This window comes from Streptomyces canus, from assembly GCF_041435015.1.
Classification (GTDB): Bacteria; Actinomycetota; Actinomycetes; order Streptomycetales; family Streptomycetaceae; genus Streptomyces; species Streptomyces canus_G.
Genome location: NZ_CP107989.1, coordinates 3,349,705 through 3,370,574 on the forward strand (window position 1 = coordinate 3,349,705; position 20,870 = coordinate 3,370,574).

Annotated in this window: 18 protein-coding genes; 3 read left to right on the forward strand and 15 right to left on the reverse strand. The window is 71.1% G+C overall.

The annotated features are described in order from the left end of the window. Positions 1-32 precede the first annotated feature (32 nt). From OG841_RS14785 to OG841_RS14810, 6 genes are all read right to left on the reverse strand, one after another. Positions 33-3,092 (reverse strand): helix-turn-helix transcriptional regulator, encoded by a 3,060-nt coding sequence (locus tag OG841_RS14785; RefSeq protein WP_328641053.1) that lies wholly within the window; start codon positions 3,090-3,092, stop codon positions 33-35. Between the two features lie 137 nt (positions 3,093-3,229). Next, positions 3,230-3,418, reverse strand: a complete 189-nt coding sequence (locus tag OG841_RS14790) for a hypothetical protein (RefSeq protein WP_328641052.1) — start codon at positions 3,416-3,418, stop codon at positions 3,230-3,232. Positions 3,419-3,614: 196 nt separating this feature from the next. Continuing rightward, a complete protein-coding gene (locus OG841_RS14795) occupies positions 3,615-4,193 on the reverse strand; it encodes a hypothetical protein (protein ID WP_328641051.1) in 579 nt (192 codons plus the stop codon). Between the two features lie 35 nt (positions 4,194-4,228). Further along, positions 4,229-4,804 (reverse strand): GNAT family N-acetyltransferase, encoded by a 576-nt coding sequence (locus OG841_RS14800; RefSeq protein WP_328641050.1) that lies wholly within the window; start codon positions 4,802-4,804, stop codon positions 4,229-4,231. Beyond that, complete coding sequence (locus tag OG841_RS14805) at positions 4,782-7,025, reverse strand: MMPL family transporter (RefSeq protein ID WP_328641049.1); 2,244 nt, start codon at positions 7,023-7,025, stop codon at positions 4,782-4,784. The genes OG841_RS14800 and OG841_RS14805 overlap by 23 nt, the downstream gene beginning before the upstream one ends. A gap of 191 nt (positions 7,026-7,216) precedes the next feature. Beyond that, positions 7,217-7,522: a hypothetical protein gene (locus tag OG841_RS14810; protein WP_365122831.1), complete on the reverse strand. Its 306-nt coding sequence runs from the start codon at positions 7,520-7,522 to the stop codon at positions 7,217-7,219. Between the two features lie 140 nt (positions 7,523-7,662). Here OG841_RS14810 and OG841_RS14815 point away from each other — a divergent pair, with 140 nt between their 5' ends. Next, positions 7,663-8,478 carry an SAM-dependent methyltransferase gene (locus OG841_RS14815; protein ID WP_365122833.1) on the forward strand — a complete coding sequence of 272 codons (816 nt, stop codon included), beginning with the start codon at positions 7,663-7,665 and terminating at the stop codon, positions 8,476-8,478. A gap of 50 nt (positions 8,479-8,528) precedes the next feature. Here the strand turns inward: OG841_RS14815 and gatB are convergent, their stop codons facing one another. The 9 genes from gatB to OG841_RS14860 form a co-directional block, all read right to left on the reverse strand. After that, entirely contained in the window at positions 8,529-10,043 is a 1,515-nt protein-coding gene (gene gatB, locus OG841_RS14820; RefSeq protein ID WP_328641046.1) for an Asp-tRNA(Asn)/Glu-tRNA(Gln) amidotransferase subunit GatB, read from the reverse strand. Positions 10,044-10,058: 15 nt separating this feature from the next. Further along, complete coding sequence (locus OG841_RS14825) at positions 10,059-10,298, reverse strand: hypothetical protein (protein ID WP_007384862.1); 240 nt, start codon at positions 10,296-10,298, stop codon at positions 10,059-10,061. Next, positions 10,295-11,797, reverse strand: coding sequence for an Asp-tRNA(Asn)/Glu-tRNA(Gln) amidotransferase subunit GatA (gatA, locus tag OG841_RS14830; protein WP_328641045.1), 1,503 nt, complete (start codon positions 11,795-11,797; stop codon positions 10,295-10,297). Before gatA ends, OG841_RS14825 begins: the two co-directional genes overlap by 4 nt. A gap of 5 nt (positions 11,798-11,802) precedes the next feature. Further along, the gene (gatC, locus tag OG841_RS14835; RefSeq protein ID WP_007384860.1) at positions 11,803-12,099 is read right to left on the reverse strand and encodes an Asp-tRNA(Asn)/Glu-tRNA(Gln) amidotransferase subunit GatC; all 297 of its coding nucleotides are present in this window, start codon (positions 12,097-12,099) and stop codon (positions 11,803-11,805) included. A 310-nt stretch (positions 12,100-12,409) separates the two neighbouring features. Then, positions 12,410-14,650: a putative bifunctional diguanylate cyclase/phosphodiesterase gene (locus tag OG841_RS14840; protein WP_371565627.1), complete on the reverse strand. Its 2,241-nt coding sequence runs from the start codon at positions 14,648-14,650 to the stop codon at positions 12,410-12,412. A gap of 272 nt (positions 14,651-14,922) precedes the next feature. After that, the gene (ligA, locus tag OG841_RS14845; protein ID WP_328641043.1) at positions 14,923-17,115 is read right to left on the reverse strand and encodes an NAD-dependent DNA ligase LigA; all 2,193 of its coding nucleotides are present in this window, start codon (positions 17,113-17,115) and stop codon (positions 14,923-14,925) included. A 15-nt stretch (positions 17,116-17,130) separates the two neighbouring features. Then, entirely contained in the window at positions 17,131-18,132 is a 1,002-nt protein-coding gene (locus tag OG841_RS14850) for a methionine synthase (RefSeq protein ID WP_328641042.1), read from the reverse strand. Positions 18,133-18,193: 61 nt separating this feature from the next. Beyond that, a complete protein-coding gene (locus tag OG841_RS14855) occupies positions 18,194-18,883 on the reverse strand; it encodes an SDR family oxidoreductase (protein WP_328641041.1) in 690 nt (229 codons plus the stop codon). Positions 18,884-18,906: 23 nt separating this feature from the next. Continuing rightward, positions 18,907-19,446: a TIGR00730 family Rossman fold protein gene (locus OG841_RS14860; RefSeq protein WP_328641040.1), complete on the reverse strand. Its 540-nt coding sequence runs from the start codon at positions 19,444-19,446 to the stop codon at positions 18,907-18,909. Between the two features lie 50 nt (positions 19,447-19,496). Here OG841_RS14860 and OG841_RS14865 point away from each other — a divergent pair, with 50 nt between their 5' ends. Next, entirely contained in the window at positions 19,497-19,820 is a 324-nt protein-coding gene (locus OG841_RS14865; RefSeq protein WP_057616345.1) for a DUF427 domain-containing protein, read from the forward strand. A 37-nt stretch (positions 19,821-19,857) separates the two neighbouring features. Continuing rightward, positions 19,858-20,640, forward strand: a complete 783-nt coding sequence (locus tag OG841_RS14870) for an alpha/beta fold hydrolase (protein WP_371565632.1) — start codon at positions 19,858-19,860, stop codon at positions 20,638-20,640. Positions 20,641-20,870: the final 230 nt, after the last annotated feature.

Genomic DNA, 20,870 nt, shown 5'->3' on the forward strand with positions numbered 1-20,870 from the left:
GCCTCCCCTGCCGGTCTCCTACACCGTACGCCTCACTCTGTGATCGGCGCGTGGAGAGCCTCCGCCGGGAACAGCCCCAGCCGGTGCGCCACGGCCGCCGCCTCTCCCCTTCCGGACACGCCGAGCTTGGCCAGGATGTTGGAGACGTGGACGCTGGCCGTCTTCGGGGAGATGAAGAGTTCCTCGGCGATCAGGCGGTTGGTGCGGCCGAGGGCGACCAGGCGCAGAACGTCGCGTTCGCGGCCGGTGAGGCCGAGGGAGCGGACCGGGTCGTCCCGGTCGGGGGCCGGCGCAGGGGCCAGGGTGAGGCGGGCGCGCTGGGCGAGGAGCGTGACGGCGTCGGCGAGGGGCCGGGCGCCGAGGTGGTCGGCGGCGGCGTGGGCGAGGCGCAGGAGCTCGGTGGCCCGGTCGCGTTCGGGCTGCTCGGCGCCGCCGGGTGCCGACAGGAGGGCCTGGGCGAGCCGGTGTCTGACGCGGGCGAGGGCGTAGGGACGTTCCAGGGGCTCGAAGGCGGTGAGCGCCTCGCACCAGTGGTCCGGGGTGTCTGCGCTCTCGGCGCGCAGCAGTTCGGCGCGCAGCCAGCGTTCGTGGGCCAGCCAGACGGGCGCGTTGGTGGCGAGGGGCCTGGCGGCCTCCCGGATGCGGTCGAGGATCTTCGCGCGGCCCTGTTCTGCGACGGGCAGGCCGAGGCTGTCGGCCTCCATGACGGCGGCGGTCAGGAGGAGGGGCCAGGCGTAGCGCTGGGTGCCGGGCGGGAAGCCGGTGTCCAGGACGCGTTCGAGTTCGGCGCGGGCGTCCAGGAGGCGTCCTTCGGCGGCGGCGATGCCGATGGCCAGTTCGCAGAGGGGGATCTCGTGTTGCGGAGCCCGGTCGTGAGTACCGAAGTAGCCGCGGGCGGACGACAATTGACGGTCTGCCTCTGACAGCTCGCCGCGGGCGAGGGCGAGTTGGGAGCGGGTGGCGGCGTGGAAGGCGCGGGGTTTGGCGCTCTGGCCGACGAGTTCAGCCTTGGTGGCGGCCTCCGCTGCCCGGTCCCAGTGGCCCAGGGAGTAGAGGGATTCGGCGAGGTTGCCCCAGATCCAGGCCTCCTTGTCGGACAGGCCGAACTTCCGGGCGTAGCCGAGCCCCTTGTCCAGGATCGGCACGGCTTCCCGGGAACGCCCAATGGCTTCGAGGGCGTTCGGCAGATTCACATAGACACGGCTGGCGACGGCGGAGATGCCGTCCTCGACTGTCTGCCGCAGGATCTCGAACATCTCGTCGAGCCCGGTCTCGACGCCGCCGGACTCGACGATGAGACCCGCGTGGGTGAGGCGGGCGTTCATCTCGATCTCTCGAGCACCGACCATGCGCGCGTACTCCACGGCGCGCTCGGCGGCCGAGATGGCCTCGGGGCCGGGGACGTGGACCATGGACCAGTGGGCGACGTTGGCGAGGACCTCGGCGTGCACCTCGGACGGCGGCAGACCGCGGACCAGGTCCTCGGCGGTGGCCAGTTCGGCCCAGCCGTCGCCGCGGGCCAGCCCCTGGACGAGATGGGAGCGCTGGACCCAGAACCAGGCGGCGCGCAGGGGGTCCCCGTCGTCCTCCAGGAGGTGCAGCGCCCGCCTGGTGATCTTCAGGGCGCGTTCGCGTTCGCCGCCCAGGCGACCGGCTACGGCGGCCTCGGCCATCAGATCGAGGTAGCGCAGCGGGGTGGTGGCCGGGTCACAGCCGCACGGAGGGTAGACCTCTGTGTAGTCGACGGGGCGCAGGGCGGCCCTGACGTCCTCGGGGGCGGTGTCCCACAGCTCCATCGCTCGTTCCAGGAGCCGGAGTTGTTCGGAGTAGGCGTGCCGGCGGCGGGCGGTGACGGAGGCGTCCAGGACGGCGGGCAGGGCCTTGGCCGCGTCGTGGGCGTGGTACCAGTAGCTGGCCAGACGCATGACCCGCTCGTCGGCCGGGACGAGCGTGGGGTCGGCCTCCAGGGCTTCGGCGTAGCGGCGGTTGAGGCGGGAGCGTTCGCCGGGCAGCAGATCGTCGGCGACGGCCTCGCGGACCAGGGAGTGCCGGAAGCGGTAGCCGTCACCGTCGGGTGCCGGAAGGAGGATGTTGGCGTTCACCGCGACCCGCAGCGCCTCGATGAGGTCGTCCTCGGCGAGCCGGGTGACGGCGGCGAGCAGCCGGTACTCCACGGTGGAGCCGCCCTCGGCGACGACCCGGGCGACCCGCTGGGTGCTCTCGGGCAGCCCCTCGACGCGGACCAGGAGCAGATCGCGCAGGGAGTCGGTGAGGCCGGTGCCACAGCCCTCGGTGGCGCAGACGGCGAGTTCCTCGACGAAGAAGGCGTTGCCGTCGGAGCGTTCGAAGATGTCGTCGACCTGGGCGGGGTTCGGTTCGGTGGCGAGGATCCCGGCTATCTGGCGGCTGACCTCGTTCCGGTTGAAGCGGCCGAGTTCGATCCGGCGGACCGTGCGCAGCCGGTCGAGTTCGGCGAGCAGGGGGCGCAGCGGGTGGCGGCGGTGGATGTCGTCGGCGCGGTAGGTGGCGAGGACGACCAGGCGACCGGTGCGCAGGGTGCGGAAGAGGTAGGCCAGGAGGTGGCGGGTGGAGGCGTCGGCCCAGTGGAGGTCCTCCAGGGCGACGACGACGGTGCGCTCGGCGGCGACACGCTCCAGGAGGCGGGCGGTCAGTTCGAAGAGGCGGGCCAGGCTCTCCTCGTCGTGCCGGCCGGTGCCCCGGGCGGGGACGGCCTCGCCGACCTCGGGCAGCAGCCTGGCCAGTTCCTCCTCCTGGCCCGCGGCCGCGGCGGCCAGTTCGTCGGGCAGGGCGCGGCGCAGAGCGCGCAGGGCGGTGGAGAAGGGGGCGAAGGGCAGGCCGTCGGCGCCGATCTCGACGCAGCCGCCGAGGGCGACGACCGCGCCCTGACGGCAGGCGGCGGTGGCGAACTCCTCGACGAGCCGGGTCTTGCCGACGCCGGCCTCGCCGCCGAGCAGCAACGCCTGCGGCTCGCCCGCGGCGGCGCGGGCGAGCGCTTCGTTCAGGCTGTTCAGTTCTTCGGTGCGGCCGACGAACACGGGACTGACGGACCTGGTCTCCACAGGCCCGAGCATGACACGCGGGTCCGACAGCGCGGCACTCGTTTTCGGGGCGGGTCCGGTTCCCCAACTGCCCCTGGTTGCCGGGAGGACGGCCGCGGTGGTGACCGCCGGGACGGCCAAGGCCGTACGGCCGTCCTCCCTGCCGGCGCTCACGCCGTGCGCAGGAACCGGTGCCGCCGGGGGCGGCCGGTATGCGCCTCGCTCTCAGCGCTGCGCTCGGCGGCTTCGCGACGGGCGGCGCGGCGGCCGCGCAGGGTCTCGCGGACGAGCCGCTCGTGCTCGGCCTGGCGGCGCAGTTCGGCGGAGCGGTACTGGGAGATCTCGTATGCGGAGTACATGGTGTCGTCCTTGTCGGAGTCGGTTTCGGGCTTCGCTTTCTGCGATGCCTCTACCTTCGTCTCCGAGGGGGGTCCGCCACATCGGGAGAGTTCCGCATCTTCGGGGGCGCCAGGGGCCTTAGACGCGAGGGAGGGGCCTCAGGAGCTCCGTAAGGTACCTACGGATGCCCTAAGACCCCTCGTGACCTGCGGTTGTTCAGCTCGTGGAGGGCAGGTCCAGCAGGACGCCGGTGTACTTGAGGACGGCCAGGAGCAGACCGACGACCCCGAGCGCGACACCGCCCCAGGCGACGGACTTGATCCACACGGCCTGCGGCTTGCCGGGGGCACCGAAGGCGGGCCGGGCCAGCACGCCGACACCGACGACCAGGGCGAGCAGCGCGAAGAGGCCGCCCCAGAGCGCGGTGGCCTTCCAGGCGTCGCCGTAGCCCTCGTCGAGGAGCTTCGCCACGTCGGAGGACGTCGCGGTCTGCGCGTGCAGCTGTCCGATGAGCGACTGCCGTGCGGAGGCGACGGTGCCGATCCAGCTGCCGGTGAGCGAGACCAGGCCGAGCGCTGCGGACACGACGGCGCCCGCGCCCTGGCCGACGCCGGTGGGGCCTTCCTCCTGGGCGGCCTCGGGCAGCTCGTCCTCGTCGTCGGCGGTGATCTCGTCGTCGGCCGTGGTGTCCTCGGCCTCCGTCACCTCGTCGGTCTTGGCGACGTTCACCTTCTCCTCGGTCGTGGCCTCTGCGCCCGTCTCGGCGCCGGTCTCGTCAGCTGTCTTCGTTCCCATGTCGGGCACCGTACGGATCCTGTCTGAGAGGTTTCTTAATGATCGTTCCGGGCTGCACGCGCGCGTGCTTCACGCCACTCGGGGGCGAGAATCGACCACACCTCGAGGTCGTGCCGTACGCCACGATAGGGGTGGGCCTGACGGCGGACTCCGTCGCGGGTCATTCCCAGGCGCTTGGCGACGTTGACGCTGGCCGTGTTTCCCGATGCGGCGACCCACTCGACCCGGTGGACACCGCGCTCCTCGACCACCCAGTCGATCAGTATCCGCATGGCCCGGGTGATCAGTCCGCGGCCGGTCGCGGCGGGCTCCAGCCAGCAGCCGACCTCGCAGTTTCCCTGTTCGGCGTCGAAGTTGAGGGTGAGCACTCCACCGACGAGCTTTCCGTCGAGCCAGATGCCGTGGTAGCCGCCGGTGTCGTCGGCGCGCATCCGCGCGTACCGCTGGAGTGTCTCGCGCGCGGAGGCCACGTCGACGGCCCGGGAGCCGAAGGGGATGAACTGCCCGATGAACTCCCGGCCCCGCTCCAGGTTGGCCAGGAACTCCTCCGCGTGCCACGGCTCCAGGGGCCGCAGTTCGGCCCCGTCGTCACCCAGGGATATCGCGTACATCCTCGTCCCGCTCCCTCTCCATCTGCTCCACGACGTCCTGCTCCACGACATCGGTGAGCCTCTCATGCGCGGCGCGGCGCTCGGGAGGTTCGATGCTGATGCGGGGCATCCGGCGGTCCAACCAGCCCGGCAGCCACCAGTTGGCGCCGCCGAGCAGGTGCATGAGGGCGGGCACGAGGAGGGTGCGCAGGACGAAGGCGTCAAGGGCGACGGCGGCGGCGAGCGCGATGCCGAACATGGCGATCACGCGGTCGCCGCTGAGGACGAAGGCGAGGAAGACGGAGATCATGATGACCGCGGCGGAGTTGATCACCCGGCTGGTCTCGGCGAGGCCGACCCGGACGGCCCGCCGGTTGTCGCGGGTCTCCAGCCATTCCTCGTACATCCGGCTGACCAGGAAGACCTGGTAGTCCATGGAGAGCCCGAAGAGCACGGACACCATGATCACGGGGAGGAAGGGCTCGATCGGGCCCGCGCGGCCGAGGCCGAGCAGCTCGCTCCCCCAGCCCCACTGGAAGATCGCCACGACCACTCCGAAGGCGGCGGCGACGGCCGCCACGTTCATCGCGGCCGCCTTCAGCGGGATGCCGACGGAACGGAAGGCGAGCAGGAGCAGCAGACAGCCCAGGCCGATGACCACGCCGACGAACAGGGGCAGCTTGCCGACGATGACGTCCGCGAAGTCGTCGTACGACGCCGTCGTCCCGCCGACCTGGATGTCGAGCGATGTGCCGGTCTCCGCGCGCGGCAGCACCTCGGTGCGCAGCCGGTCCACGAGCGCGCTGGTCTGCTGGGACTGCGGGGCGGAATCGGGGACGATCGTGAAGTAGGCGAGATCGCCGCCGGTGTCGTAGGTCACCGGGGTGGTGGACGCGATGCCGTCGGTGGTGCGGAGGGTGGCGTCGAGGTTGTCGAGGAGGAGCTTGTCCTCGGCTCCGTCGACACGGGTCACCAGCGTGAGCGGGCCGTTGACGCCCGGGCCGAAGCCCTCCGCGAGGAGGTCGTAGGCCTGCCGGGTGGTGGCGGACCGTGGGTCGTTGCCCTGGTCCGAGGTGCCGAGGTGCAGACCCAGGGTGGGCAGGGCGAGGACGGTGATGACCACCAGGGCGATGGCGCCGAGCAGCTTGGGGTGCCGTTCCACGAACGCGGACCAGCGGTGGGCGAACCCGGTCGGCAGTTCGGGCTCGGGTCCGTGCTCGGCGAGGCGGCGCCGCTCCCGCCGGCTCAGGGCGCGCATGCCGATGAGGGAGAGCAGGGCCGGCAGCAGGGTCACGGAGGAGGCGACCGTCAGGACGACGGTCAGGGAGGCGGCTATCGCGACGCCGTTGAGGAAGCCGAGCCGGAGGATCAGCATCCCCAGCAGGGCGATGCAAACCGTGGCACCCGCGAAGACGACCGCGCGTCCGGTGGTGGTGACGGCGTTCTCGACGGACTCGGCGACGCCCAGCCCGCGTTTGAGGCCGCGCCGGTGTCTGGTGACGATGAAGAGCGCGTAGTCGATGCCGACGCCGAGCCCGATGAGCATGCCGAGCATGGGCGCGAAGTCGGCGACGGTCATGGCATGTCCGAGCAGCCCGATCCCGGCGTACGCGGTGCCCACACCGACCAGGGCGGTGGCGATGGGCAGCAGCGAGGCGGCGAGCGAGCCGAAGGCCAGGAACAGCACGACGGCGGCGACGAGCACCCCGACGATCTCGGCGACATGCCCGCCCGAGGACTCGGTGAGGGCGACGGCGCTGCCGCCCAGTTCCACCTGGAGCCCGTCGGCCTCGGCGTTCTTGGCGGTGTCCACCACGGCCTTCGCCTCGGAGGCGTCGATGTCCTCGGCCGAGTCGGTGAAGGTGACGGTGGCGTACGCGGTGTGTCCGTCGGCGCTGACCCGTCCGGCGCCCGCGTCGTCGTACGGGCTGACGACGGCGGCCACTCCGGGCAGATCCGCGATCTTGTCCAGGGTCGCGGTCATCGTCTGCTCGACGTCGGCGTCCCGGACCGAGCCCGACGCGAGGTGCCAGACGACCGTGTCGCTGTCGCCCCCGAGGTGCGGGAAGCCGTCCTGGAGCAGCTGGGTGGCGCGGCCGGACTCGGTGCCGGGGACCTCGTAGTCGTTCGAGTACGCGGAGCCGGTGACGGCGGCGGCCGCGCTCACCCCGCCGAGCGCGAGGAGCCACAGGAGAACGACGACCAGACGTCGTCGTACACACCAGCGTGCAAGGGCTGCCACGAACGTGCTCCCGGGGGGTGAATTGTGGATCTTTGACCGGGAACAGTCCTTCATGTGTGAACAGCCCGCAAAGAACGCATGAGCAATGCGTGGACCACTCTTGCAGGGGAAAGTGATCGTTTATCGCGATCGTGCGTTTATTCACAGGAGTGGGAGACAGATCACAGGACAGTAACGGCCACTCTGTCATGTCAGTCGAACTGGTCGCCCAGCGCCATCACCATCACGCCGGCGATCAGCAGCCACAGGGCCCTGCGGGTGCGTCCGCGGGAGCCCAGGACGGCGGCGAGCGCGCACACCCCGGCGCCGAATCCGTAGGCCGCCGGGACCAGCGTGGGGGCGGAGCCGCTCAACCGGAGCGCCGCCGCGGCCAGACCGGCGAGGGCCAGCAGCGCGCCGGTGCCGGAGGCCGTCCAGCGGGCCCGCCGGGCGTCCAGCACCTGGCTGTCGTACTCCTCCTGTATGTCGGATGGCTCGGAATTCGCAGGACCGTTCATGGCGGGCGAGCGTAGCGTGTTCCGCTGAGCGACTCCGGGCCCGTCCGGCCCCCGACCGAAGCAGGTGCGTTGTTTGAGCGTCCGACCGAGCTCCTCCGTATCCCTTTCCGTTTCCCCGGACTCAAGGAGCCCGTTCACCGATGCCAGACGACATCACCCCGTCCATGACGGGGCCCTCGAATGAGGACCTCACCCGGCGGCTGACCCAGGCCCGTTACCCGCGCAGCAACAGCTACGACGCCCGCTGGGTCATCGAGAACCAGATGGGCCCGAACGCGCTGTGGCTGCTGGAGTGGCTGGCGCCCGCCCTGGGCCTGGACACCCTGCGGCCCTGCGCCCGGGTGCTCGACCTGGGCTGCGGCCGTGCGATGACCTCGCTCTTCCTGGCCAGGGAGTACGACGTCCAGGTCACCGCGGCCGACCTGTGGGTCAAGCCCGACGAGAACGCGAAGCGCATCGCCGAGGCCGGTTTCGCCGACCGGGTGCTGCCCGTGCACACCGAGGCACACGACCTGCCCTTCGCCGAGGGCAGCTTCGATGCGATCGTGAGCATCGACGCGTACCAGTACTTCGGCACCAACGACCTCTATCTGCCCACGCTGACCCGGTTGTTGAAGCCGGGCGGGCGGATCGGGGTCGTGATGCCCGCGGTACGGGAGGAGCTGGCGGGCGACGAGCCTCCGGAGCACCTCAAGCCCTTCTGGGACCCCGGTTTCTGGGCGTTCCACTCCGCCGCCTGGTGGCGGCGCCAGTGGACGCGCACGGGGGCCGTCGAGGTCGAGACCGCCGAATGGCAGCCCGACGGCTGGAAGGACTGGCTGCTGTGGAGCGAGGTCTGCGCCGAGGAGAGCCCCTACGCGTGGATGGCCGACATGGCCCGCGACTCGGTCGACCTGGTGCGCGCCGACGAAGGCCGGACACTGGGCTTCGTACGGCTCGTAGGGCGCCGTAAGTAAGGCTACGGCCCCGGAGGACACGTCCTCCGGGGCCGTACGCTGCGGAGAGCTCAGCCCTCGCTGACGCCCAGCTTCTCCAGGATCAGCTCCTTGACGCGCGCCGCGTCGGCCTGACCGCGGGTCGCCTTCATGACCGCGCCGACCAGGGCGCCGGCCGCGGCGACCTTGCCGGAGCGGATCTTGTCGGCGATGCCCGGATTGCCGGCGATGGCCTCGTCCACGGCGGCACCCAGGGCGCCCTCGTCGGAGACGACCTTCAGACCGCGCTTGTCGACGACCTCGTCCGGGGTGCCTTCGCCCGCGAGAACGCCTTCGATGACCTGACGGGCCAGCTTGTCGTTCAGGTCACCCTTGGAGACCAGCTCGGTGACCCGGGCGACCTGCTCCGGCGTGATGGCCAGTTCGTCCAGCGCCTTGCCGGACTCGTTGGCGCTGCGGGCGAGTTCGCCCATCCACCACTTGCGGGCGGAGGCCGCGTCGGCACCGGCGTCGATCGTGGCGACGATCGGGTCCAGCGCGCCGGCGTTGAGGATCGCCTGCATGTCGAGGGCCGTGATGCCCCACTCGGCGACGAGCCGGTTGCGCCGGGCCAGCGGCAGCTCGGGGAGCGCCGCCCGGATCTCCTCGACCCACTCGCGCGAGGGGGCCACCGGAACGAGGTCCGGCTCGGGGAAGTACCGGTAGTCCTCGGCCTCTTCCTTCACGCGGCCCGAGGTCGTGGACCCCGTGTCCTCGTGGAAGTGCCGGGTCTCCTGGATGATCGTCCCGCCACTGCTCAGGACGGCCGCGTGCCGCTGGATCTCGAAACGGGCCGCGCGCTCCACGGACCGCAGCGAGTTGACGTTCTTCGTCTCGGAACGCGTGCCGAACTTCTCGGTGCCGTTCGGGCGCAGCGACAGGTTCACGTCGCAGCGCATCTGCCCCATCTCCATGCGGGCTTCCGAGACACCGAGCGCCTTGATGACCTCGCGCAGCTCACGGACGTACGCCTTCGCCACCTCGGGAGCGCGCTCACCCGCGCCCTCGATCGGCTTGGTGACGATCTCGATGAGCGGGATGCCGGCGCGGTTGTAGTCGAGCAGCGAGTGCGAGGCGCCGTGGATACGGCCCGTCGCGCCGCCCACGTGGGTCGACTTGCCGGTGTCCTCCTCCATGTGGGCGCGCTCGATCTCCACGCGGAAGGTCTCGCCGTCCTCCAACTGGACGTCGAGGTAGCCGTTGAAGGCGATCGGCTCGTCGTACTGGGAGGTCTGGAAGTTCTTGGGCATGTCCGGATAGAAGTAGTTCTTCCGGGCGAAGCGGCACCACTCGGCGATCTCGCAGTTCAGCGCGAGACCGATCTTGATGGCCGACTCGATGCCGATCGCGTTGACGACCGGGAGCGCGCCGGGCAGGCCGAGGCAGGTGGGACAGGTCTGCGTGTTGGCGTCCTGACCGAGCTCGGTCGAACAGCCGCAGAACATCTTGGTCTTGGTGCCGAGTTCGACATGGACCTCAAGGCCCATGACGGGGTCGTACGACGCGAGAGCGTCCTCGTACGACACCAGGTCGGTCGTGGTGGTCACGGTGAAACTTCCCTCTCAGCCCAGCAGGACGTCGTCGTCGCCCAGCCGCTTCAGCTCGCGGTACAGGATGGCGAGGCCGGTGACGATGGCGACCGCGGAGACGGTGGCGTCGATCAGGACGAGCGTGTCCTTCTCGGCGCGGGCCTTCTTGAGCCGCTTGGCGACGCCGATCGCGCCGAACGCGGTCCCGGCGATGGACAGGTACGTACCGGACTTGGACTTCTTGAAGTCCTTCGCCTTGGTCAGCTTGCTCACAGCGACGGTGCCTCCTCCAGGAGCGGGTGCCCCCACCTTTCCACGAAGGCGGCCTCGACGGCTGCGCCGACCTTGTAAAGGCGGTCGTCCTTCAGGGCCGGGGCGATGATCTGCAGGCCGACCGGGAGGTTGTCCTCCGGGGCGAGACCGCACGGCAGCGACATGGCCGCGTTGCCCGCGAGGTTGGTCGGGATGGTGCACAGGTCGGCCAGGTACATCGCCATCGGGTCGTCGGCGCGCTCGCCGATCGGGAAGGCGGTGGTCGGGGTCGTCGGGGAGACGATCACGTCGACCTGCTCGAAGGCCTTCTCGAAGTCACGCGTGATGAGCGTGCGGACCTTCTGCGCCGAGCCGTAGTAGGCGTCGTAGTAACCGCTCGACAGGGCGTACGTGCCGAGCATGATCCGGCGTTTGACCTCGGGGCCGAAGCCCGCCTCACGGGTGAGGGAGGTGACCTCCTCCGCCGAGTGGCTGCCGTCGTCGCCGGTCCGCAGGCCGTAGCGCAGGCCGTCGAAGCGGGCGAGGTTGGACGAGCACTCGGACGGCGCGATCAGGTAGTACGCCGACAGGGCGAGGTCGAAGGACGGGCAGTCCAGTTCGACGATCTCGGCGCCCAGCTCCTTGAGCAGAGCCACGGACTCGTCGAAGCGCTGGATGACACCGGCCTGGTAGCCCTCGCCGCGGAACTGCTTCACGACACCGACGCGCATGCCCTCGACGCTGCCGTTGCGGGCGGCCTCGACGACCGCCGGGACCGGGGCGTCGATCGAGGTGGAGTCGAGCGGGTCGTGGCCGGCGATGACCTCGTGCAGCAGGGCCGCGTCCAGGACCGTACGGGCGCAGGGGCCGCCCTGGTCGAGGGAGGAGGAGAAGGCGACCATGCCGTAGCGGGAGACCGCGCCGTACGTCGGCTTCACACCGACCGTGCCGGTGACGGCGGCCGGCTGGCGGATGGAACCGCCGGTGTCGGTGCCGATGGCGAGGGGCGCCATGTGCGCGGCCAGCGCGGCGGAGGAGCCGCCGCCGGAGCCGCCGGGGATCCTGGTGAGGTCCCAGGGGTTGCCGGTGGGTCCGTAGGCGCTGTTCTCCGTCGACGACCCCATGGCGAACTCGTCCATGTTGGTCTTGCCGAGGATGACGACGTCGGCGGCCTTGAGCCGCTTGGTGAGGGTGGCGTCGTACGGCGGGATCCAGCCCTCGAGGATCTTCGAACCGACGGTCGTCGGGATGCCCTCGGTGGTGAAGATGTCCTTCAGCGCGAGCGGGACGCCGGCCAGCGGGCCGAGCTTCTCGCCCTTGGCCCGCTTCTCGTCGACGGCACGGGCCTGCGCGAGGGCGCCCTCGCGGTCGACGTGCAGGAAGGCGTGCACCTTCTCGTCGACGGCCTCGATACGGGCGAGGTGGGCCTCGGTGACCTGCACGGCCGTGAGCTCACCGGAGGCGATCCTGGCGGCGGTCTCGGCGGCGGTCAGCTTGATGATGTTGACGTTGTCCGTCATGGCGATTAGTCCTCCCCCAGGATCTGCGGCACCTTGAAACGCTGCTGCTCCTGGGCCGGGGCGCCGGAGAGCGCCTGCTCGGGGGTGAGCGACGGACGGACCTCGTCCGCGCGCATGACGTTCGTCAGCGGGAGCGGGTGCGAGGTCGGCGGTACGTCTTGGTCGGCGACCTCACTGACGCGTGCGACCGCGCCGATGATGTCGTCCAGCTGTCCCGCGAAGTGCTCGAGCTCTTCGGGCTTCAGCTCCAGACGCGCCAGCCGTGCGAGGTGGGCGACCTCCTCGCGCGTGATGCCAGGCATGCAGCGATCCTCTGGGGTGAGTGCGTGTGGTTTGGGGCGGGGCCAGCCGTCACATTCCCGTCGTCCGTCCGAAGGGCGGGTCGCGCGGCGTCTGGTGCGTGCGATCGCAAGGCGCCGGAGCGGCTTCGTGGCGGAGCCACGTGGCCGATTCGGCAACGCGGCGAGCGTGCGTGCCAGGCGTCGCGCGACAGACGGGAATGTGACGGCTAGCCCCAATCCTATGGGTCACGGCCGGATGGCCGTTAAACGGTTTCCCGCAGCCGAGGGCAACGGGCAGCGCCCATACCGCGCCAAAGGATGCCTGGACGGGTCACTCCGCCGCGGGCAGCGCGGCCCTCGGCCGCTGCCAGCCCCTCGATCCCCTGGCCAGGAGCCACGCCGTCGTCTCCTCCGGAGGCATCGCGGCCGCGACCAGCCAGCCCTGTACGGCGTCGCAGCCCATGTCGCGCAGCCGCTCCCAGGTCTCGTCGTCCTCGACGCCCTCCGCCACGACCAGGAGGCCCAGGGAGTGCGCGAGGTCGACCGTGCAGCGGACGATCTCCGCGTCCTCGGTGTCGACGGCCAGCTTGGCCACGAAGGAGCGGTCGATCTTCAGTTCGCTGACGGGGAGGCGGCGCAGGTGGACCAGGGAGGAGTAGCCCGTGCCGAAGTCGTCCAGGGACATCTTCACGCCGTGCCCGGTCAGTGCGGCGAGTGTGTCCGCCGCCCGCGAGGGGTCCTCGAGGAGGACGTGTTCGGTGATCTCCAGTTGGAGGGCGCCCGCGGGGACGCCGTGCCGGGCGAGGCGCGCGGCCACCGAGCCGGCGAAGCCCGGGGTGTGCACGTCACGCGGAGAGACGTTGACCGCCACCGGGACGAACAGGCCGTGCGCCCGCCACTCGGCGACCTGGGCGAGAGCCGTGTCGAGGACGTACTCGGTGAGGTAGGGCATCAGTCCGGACGACTCGGCGATCGCGATGAACTCGTCCGGTGGTACCTTCCCGCGCTCCGGATGCACCCAGCGCACCAGGGCCTCCAGACCGGCGACCTGTCCGTCGAAGCGGACCTTGGGCTGGTAGTGCAGCTGCACCTCGTGCGCGTCCAGCGCCCGGCGCAGATCGCCGAGCAGCCCGAGCCGGTCGGGGGTGTTGGAGTCCCGCTTGGATTCGTACACCTCTACGCCCGTACGGTCCCGCTTGGCCTGGTACATCGCCACGTCCGCCCGCCGCAGCAGACCCTCGGCGTCCACGGCGTGGTCGGGGAAGACGGCGACGCCTGCGCTGGCCTCCAGGACGAGGGTCAGCCCGTCGAGATCGAGCGGGGAGCTGAGGGCCGCGACCAGGTTGCGGGCGACCCGGGTGGCGGAGGTCGTGGAGTCGGCGACCGGCAGTAAGACGGCGAACTCGTCGCCACCGAGCCGTGCCGCCTCTGCCCCGCGCGGGAGCGCGATCCGCAGCCGGTCGGCGATCTGGAGGAGCAGCCGGTCACCGGCGAGGTGCCCCAGGGTGTCGTTGACCGAGCGGAAGCGGTCGAGGTCGATGAGCATCAGGGCGGACCGGGCGCCGATGCGCTCGGCGTCGTCCAGGGCGGTCCAGATGCGCTCCAGGAGCCACTGCCGGTTGGGCAGTCCGGTCAGCGGGTCGCGCAGTTGCTCCTCGGCACGGGCCCGGGCCATCCACAGCGTGGAGTCGAGGGCGATGAGGGGGATCGCGAACAGCGGGAGCAGCACGGGCTTGGCGGTGGCGACCACACAGACCAGGGGTGCGATGCCGAGCAGTGCGACCGCGACCAGGCCCTGTCTGACCAGGGCGGTGCGGGCCACGGTGGGCAGACCGGCGTGCCGGGAGGAGTGCAGATACCAGCCCAGGGCCCGGGTGACCGCGAGGTAGGCGATGGCGACCAGGACCACCTCGGGGCCGGTGTAGAAGGTCCAGGTGTCGGGGTTCCAGGGGGTCTCGACGGACGGCGACTGACCGAACACGGCGATGACCAGGGCGCCGGTGGCTATGCCGAGCATGTCCACCGCGCCGTGCAGGATGCCCTGCCGCCAGCGGTGGCGCCGGGCTATGCCGACCAGCAGGACGACGGTGAGGCTGACCATTCCGGCGGGCACCCAGCCGTACAGCAGCAGGACGGCGAGGGTCAGGGCGGCGCCGGAGCCGGTGCCGCCCCACCAGCGGGCCCGGCCGAGGGCGACCAGATGGCCGACGATGACGCCGGTCAGCACGGCCAGCGACCAGCCGACGGTGCCGGACGGGAAGAGGGCGTGGCCGCCGGTGAACGCCCGGTAGAAGCCCGCGCCCAGCACGAATCCGGCCGCCGAGACGACCGCCGTGGGCAGGGCGGGCCAGGACGGCTGCCGGTCAGGATCGGAGTCCGGCATACCGGGGGCGCGCTCGGCGGTGAGCTGTGCGGCGCCGGGGCCGCCGGCCGCGGTGTACTGTCCGGCGGCGCGCCCCTCCGCGCCCGGACGCTCCGAAGGCCGCCCGGCCCAGCGGCTCGACCGCCATGCGCCGGTGAGCCGGCGCATGCGCAGCCGTGAGTCCGGGGCGGCGCTCTCGGTCGGTTCCATTCCCGTCCCTCTCACAGCCGGCGGTGCCCACGCCACGCGGCTCGTTCGCCCGACAAAAACCTCGACGGCGCCGCGTTGGAAAAACCTTCCCCTTGCTCTTCAGGAGCAAGGGGATGCCCCGACCGCAGCTGGGCACGGCAGGCGCACGTCTCAACAGTAGGCCGCAGAAGGCTTCCACGGGCAGCGGTCGTCGACGGTTGCCCGAATGCGCCCCGGCCACCCGTATGCATCTGGTATGCGCCGATCGGGTGGCCTTCAACCGCCGCCGCTCGCTACTCCTCCGTGGGAAGTGCCACATCGGTGGCCGCCTCGGGGCCCTGTTCCAGCAGCACGTCGAAGCCGTCCTCGTTCAGCACGGGGACCTTGAGTTGCATCGCTTTGTCGTACTTGGAGCCCGGATTGTCGCCCACGACGACGAAAGACGTCTTCTTCGAAACCGAACCGGTGACTTTCGCCCCTCTGGTCTGCAACGCCTCTTTGGCCCCGTCGCGAGTGAAGCGCTCCAGGGTGCCGGTGACGACGACGGTGAGCCCTTCGAGGGGCCGCGGACCCTCGTCCTCCCCCGAGCCCTCCTCCTCCGTGCGCACACCCGCGGCCTTCCACTTGCGCAGGATCTCCTGGTGCCAGTCCTCCGCGAACCACTCCTTGAGGGACCTGGCGATGATCGAGCCGACGCCGTCGGTGTTCGCCAGTTCCTCCTCGCTCGCCTGCTCGATGCGGTCGATCGAGCGGAAGTTGCGCGCCAGTGCCTCGGCGGCGACCGGGCCGACATGGCGGATCGACAGACCGGTGAGGACGCGGGCGAGCGGGCGCTCCTTGGCGGCCGCGATGTTCTCCAGCATGGCGACGGCGTTCTTCTTGGGCTCGCCCTGCTGATTGGCGAAGACGGTGGCGATCTTCTCCTCGCCGGTCTTCGGGTCACGCTTGGGCAGACCGCTGTCCTGGTCGAGGACGTACGCCTTGATGGGCAGCAGCTGCTCGATGGTGAGGTCGAACAGGTCGCCCTCGTCGGTCAGCGGCGGATCCGAGGGTTCCAGCGGTTTGGTCAGGGCCGCGGCCGCGACGTACCCGAAGTGCTCGATGTCCAGCGACTTGCGGCCCGCGAGGTAGAACAGGCGTTCACGCAGCTGGGCGGGGCAGGTCCGGGCGTTGGGGCAGCGCAGGTCGACGTCCCCCTCCTTCATGGGACGCAGGCCCGTGCCGCACTCCGGGCACTCGCTCGGCATCACGAACTCGCGCTCGCTGCCGTCGCGCAGGTCGACCACCGGGCCGAGGATCTCCGGGATGACGTCACCGGCCTTGCGCAGCACCACGGTGTCCCCGATCAGGACGCCCTTCAGCTTGACGACGTCCTGGTTGTGCAGGGTGGCGAACTCGACCTCCGAGCCCGCCACCGTCACCGGTTCGACCTGGGCGTACGGCGTGACCCGGCCCGTACGGCCCACGCCCACGCGGATGTTGATGAGCTTGGTGTTGACCTCTTCGGGGGCGTACTTGTACGCGATCGCCCAGCGGGGAGCTCGGGAGGTGGAGCCGAGGCGGCCCTGGAGGGGGATCTCGTCGAGCTTGACGACGGCCCCGTCGATCTCGTGCTCCACGGAGTGGCGGTTCTCGCCGAAGTACGCGATGAACTCCCGTACGCCGTCGAGACCGTCGACCACCTTGTTGTGCTTGGCGGTGGGCAGGCCCCAGGACTTGAGGAGGTCGTAGGCCTGGGAGAGGCGGGTCATGCCGTCGAAGCCCTCCAGGGCACCGATGCCGTGCACCACCATGTGGAGGGGGCGGGTGGCGGTGACGCGCGGGTCCTTCTGGCGCAGCGAACCGGCCGCCGCGTTGCGCGGGTTGGCGAAGGGCTTGTCGCCGGCCTCGACCAGGCGGGCGTTGAGCTCCTCGAACTTCTCCATCGGGAAGTAGACCTCGCCGCGGATCTCCACGAGGGCGGGGACCTTGTCGCCGGTGAGGCGGTCCGGGATCTCGGCGATCGTGCGGACGTTGGGCGTGATGTCCTCGCCGGTGCGGCCGTCGCCGCGGGTCGCCGCGCGGGTGAGGCGGCCGTGCTCGTAGGTGAGGTTGACGGCGAGGCCGTCGACCTTGAGCTCGCACAGCAGGTGGTAGTCGGTGGTGCCGACGTCCTTGGCGACCCGCTCGGCCCAGGCCGCCAACTCCTCGTCGCTGAAGGCGTTGTCCAGGGAGAGCATGCGGGAGCGGTGCTGGACGGACGTGAAGTCGGTCTCGTACGCCCCCGCGACCTTCTGGGTGGGCGAGTCGGGGGTGCGCAGCTCGGGGTACTCGTCCTCGAGGGATTCGAGGGAGCGCAGGAGCTTGTCGAAGTCGGCGTCGCTGATGACCGGGGCGTCGTTCACGTAGTACCGGAAGCGGTGCTCCTCGATCTGCTCAGCGAGCTGCGCGTGCTTCTCCCGTGCCTCGGCGGGCACCGTCGTTTCCGCTTGCTTGTCGCCGGCCACCGTGTTGTCCTCCCGTTACTCTGGGTTGTCCGCGAGGGATCTCGCCGCCTGGGCGCAGTGGGCGAGAGCCTTGCGCGCGTACTCGGGGGAGGCCCCCGCGAGCCCGCACGACGGAGTGACCGTGACCGCCTCCGCGAGAAGTCCCGGATGCAGCCCCAGCCTGCGCCACAGCGTCCTGACACCCATGACGCTACCGGCAGGGTCTGACAATGCCGTGTCCGTGCCGGGCACGACACCGGCGAAGAGCCTCGTCCCCCCTTCCACCGCCTCGCCGATCGCGTCGTCGTCACGCTCGGTGAGGAGCGAGAAGTCGAAGGAGACCGCCGCCGCACCCGCCCTGCGCAGCAGGGCGAAGGGGACGTCCGGTGCGCACGAGTGGACCACGACGGGGCCACCCGCGTGAACCCCGACGACCTCGCGCAGGCCGGCTTCGACGACCTGCCGGTCGACGGCCCGGTGGGTGCGGTACCCGCTGGCGCTCCTGACCTGCCCGCGCAGGACGCCGATGAGGGACGGTTCGTCGAGCTGGAGCACGACCTGCGCCCCGGGGACTCGTCTGCGAACCTCCTCCAGGTGCAGGCGCAGTCCCTCGGCCAGCGAGCCGGCGAGGTCCCGGCAGGCGCCGGGGTCGGAGAGGGCGACCTCGCCGTTCCGCAGCTCCAGCGTGGCGGCCAGCGTCCAGGGACCGACGGCCTGCACCTTCAGCTGCCCCTCGTACCCCTGGGTGAACTCCTCCAGCGCGTCGAGGTCCTCCCCCAGCCAGGACCGCGCCCGCTTGGAGTCCCGCCCCGGCCGGTCCCCGATCCGCCACCCACTGGGCTCCACGCGCGCGTACAGCTCGACGAGCATTCCGGCGGTACGGCCGATCATGTCGGCGCCGGGTCCGCGGGCGGGCAGTTCGGGCAGGAACGGGAAGTCCTCGAAGGAGCCGGTGGCGGCCTTGGCGGCCTCACGGGCGTCGCCGCCGGGGAGGGAGCCGATGCCGGTGGCGGGGGCGAAGCGAAGGTCTGCGGTCACGTGTGAAGCCTACGTAGGTGACCGGCGTGGTTCTCGCATGGTTCTCGCCCCCACCGAACCGTCAGTGACCGGGGCGGACCGTCAGGTCATTGATCTCCGCGTCCCGCGGCAGGTCGATCGCCGTCAGGATCGTCGTGGCGACCGACTCGGGGTCGATCCATCGCGCGGGGTCGTACTCCTTGCCCTCCTGCTGGTGGACCTTGGCCTGCATGGGGCTCGCCGTGCGGCCGGGGTAGACCGAGGTGACGCGGACGCCGTTCGCGTGCTCCTCGTGGCGCAGGGAGTCCGCCAGGGCCTTGAGGCCGTGCTTGGAGGCGGCGTACGCGGACCAGTCGGCGTGCGCGTTCAGCCCCGCGCCCGAGTTCACGAACACCACGTGACCCCGGGTCGCCCGGAGCTGGGGCAGGAAGTGGCGGGTCAGCTCGGCCGGAGCGATCAGGTTGACGTTCAGCTGGTGGCGCCAGGACTTCGGGGTCAGATCGCTGACCGGGCCGAGGTCGACCACACCCGCGACGTGCAGCAGCGAGTCCACCCGGTCCGGCAGCGACTGGTGCGAGAAGGCCCAGCTCAGCTTGTCGGGGTCGGCCAGATCCCCGACCAGGGTGCGCGCCCCGGGGAACTCCGCCGCCAGCTCCTTGGCCCGGCCCGCGTCCCGCGCGTGCAGCACGAGCTCGTCCCCGCGCGCGTGCAGACGGCGGGTCACCGCCGCACCGATGCCGGAGCCCGCTCCGGTGATCACATGTGTAGCCATGTCGCCATGCTCGCATCACGGCGTCAGCGGGTACCGAGCGACTCCTCCAGGTACGCCAGCGCCCCCACCGGCTCCTCCGCGAAGAACACCAGGTCCGTGAGCGGGCGAGGCAGGAAGCCCTCGTCCTCCATGCGGCGGAACTGCTCCTTCAACCCGTCGTAGAAGCCCGCCGTGTTCAGCAGCACCACCGGCTTCTCGGTGTGCCCGTGCTTCTTCAGCTCCAGGATCTCCGTCGCCTCGTCGAGCGTGCCCGTGCCGCCCACCATGATCACCACGGCGTCGGCCCTCTCCAGGAGCAGTTTCTTCCGTTCGGCGAGGTCCTTCGTGATCACCATCTCGTCGACGCCCGGGCGGACCTTGGCGGCCAGGAACTCCACGGAGACCCCGACGAGCCCTCCGCCCGCCTCCTGCACCCCGTCGGCGACGACCTTCATGAGGCCCACGTCCGAGCCGCCCCACACGAGCGTGTGGCCGCCCTTGCCCAGCAGCTTCGCGAACTCCCCCGCGGGGCGCGTGTAGCGGTCGTCGAGGTCGGCGGCGGAGAGGAAGACGCAGATTCGCATGAGGTCACCGTACGCGGGAAGAACCGGGGGCCCGCGAGCGCTTTCCCGGTATGGCCGAAGGACACACGATCACCATCGAGCAAGCCGACCAGCACGTGCGCGTGGTGCACGGCGACCAGGTCCTCGCGGAGAGCGAACGGCCCCTCGTGCTGCGCGAGACGGGCTCTCCCGTGCGGTACTACCTCCCCGCCGAGGACGTACGACTCGACCTGCTGACCCCCTCCGACACCCACACCTACTGTCCCTTCAAGGGCACCGCGTCCTATTGGTCCCTGCCGGACGCGCCCGACCTGGTGTGGTCCTATCCCGAGCCGAAGCCCGCCGTCGCCGAGATCAAGGACCACCTCTGTTTCTACGAGGTCGACGTGTCCTGACCGATGATTTCCGTGCGGTGCGGCAGTCTCCACAGGCATGGACAAGAAGACCCTCTCGCGCGACGGCACGCCGATCGCGTACGAACGCACCGGACACGGCCCGGCCGTCATCCTCGTCAGCGGCGCGATGTCCACCGGCGGCACGGTCGCACCCCTGGCCGTGCCGCTGTCCGAGCGGTTCGACGTGCTCGTGTACGACCGCCGGGGCCGCGGTGCGAGCGGCGACACGGCCCCCTACGCGGTCGCCCGTGAGGTCGAGGACCTCGCCGCGCTCATCGAGGCGGCGGGCGGCGAGGCGTCCCTGTGCGGCGTCTCGTCAGGCGGCGCGCTGGTCCTGGAGGCCGCGGCGAGCGGACTGCCGGTGCGCCGGGTCGCCGTGTACGAGACGCCGTACGCCGACTTCCTGGACGGCGGCGCGGAGCGGAACGCCGAGTACACCGAGAAGCTGACGGCAGCGCTCGCCGAGGGCCGGCGCGGGGACGCGGTGGAGCACTTCCTGCGGCTCACCGGCATGGGCGAGGGGATGATCCAGGGCGCCCGCCAGTCCCCCATGTGGCCCGGCATGGAGGCGGTCGCCCCGACGCTCGCCTACGACAACTCGGTCATGGCCGGCGGTCTGGTCCCCCGGGACCGGCTGGCCTCGATCACGGTCCCGTTGCTGGCGGTCGCGGGCGGCGCGAGCCCCGCGTGGATGCGCGAGGGCACCAGGGCGGTCGCGGAGGCGGCGCCGCAGGGCTCGTACCGCGTCCTGGAGGGCCAGACCCACATGGTGGACCCGACGGCCCTCGGACCGGTCCTGGCGGAGTTCTTCGCGGGCTGACCACCGGGCAAGCGAGGGGTGTACGCGGGTGTGGCGACCGCGCCCGCGGGCGGCCCCGCAGGAGCGGCCGTGAGCCTGGCAGTGGCCGACGCGGGTCTCGGACCACGCCCGCCGTCACCCGCACCGTGGTCGCGAGCGAGGGGGGGCGGAACATGCCCGTACGCGCGGGCCCGTGACGATCACGCCCACGGCCGCCCCCACCCGCCGACCTGCGGGCACGCGCGCGTGCC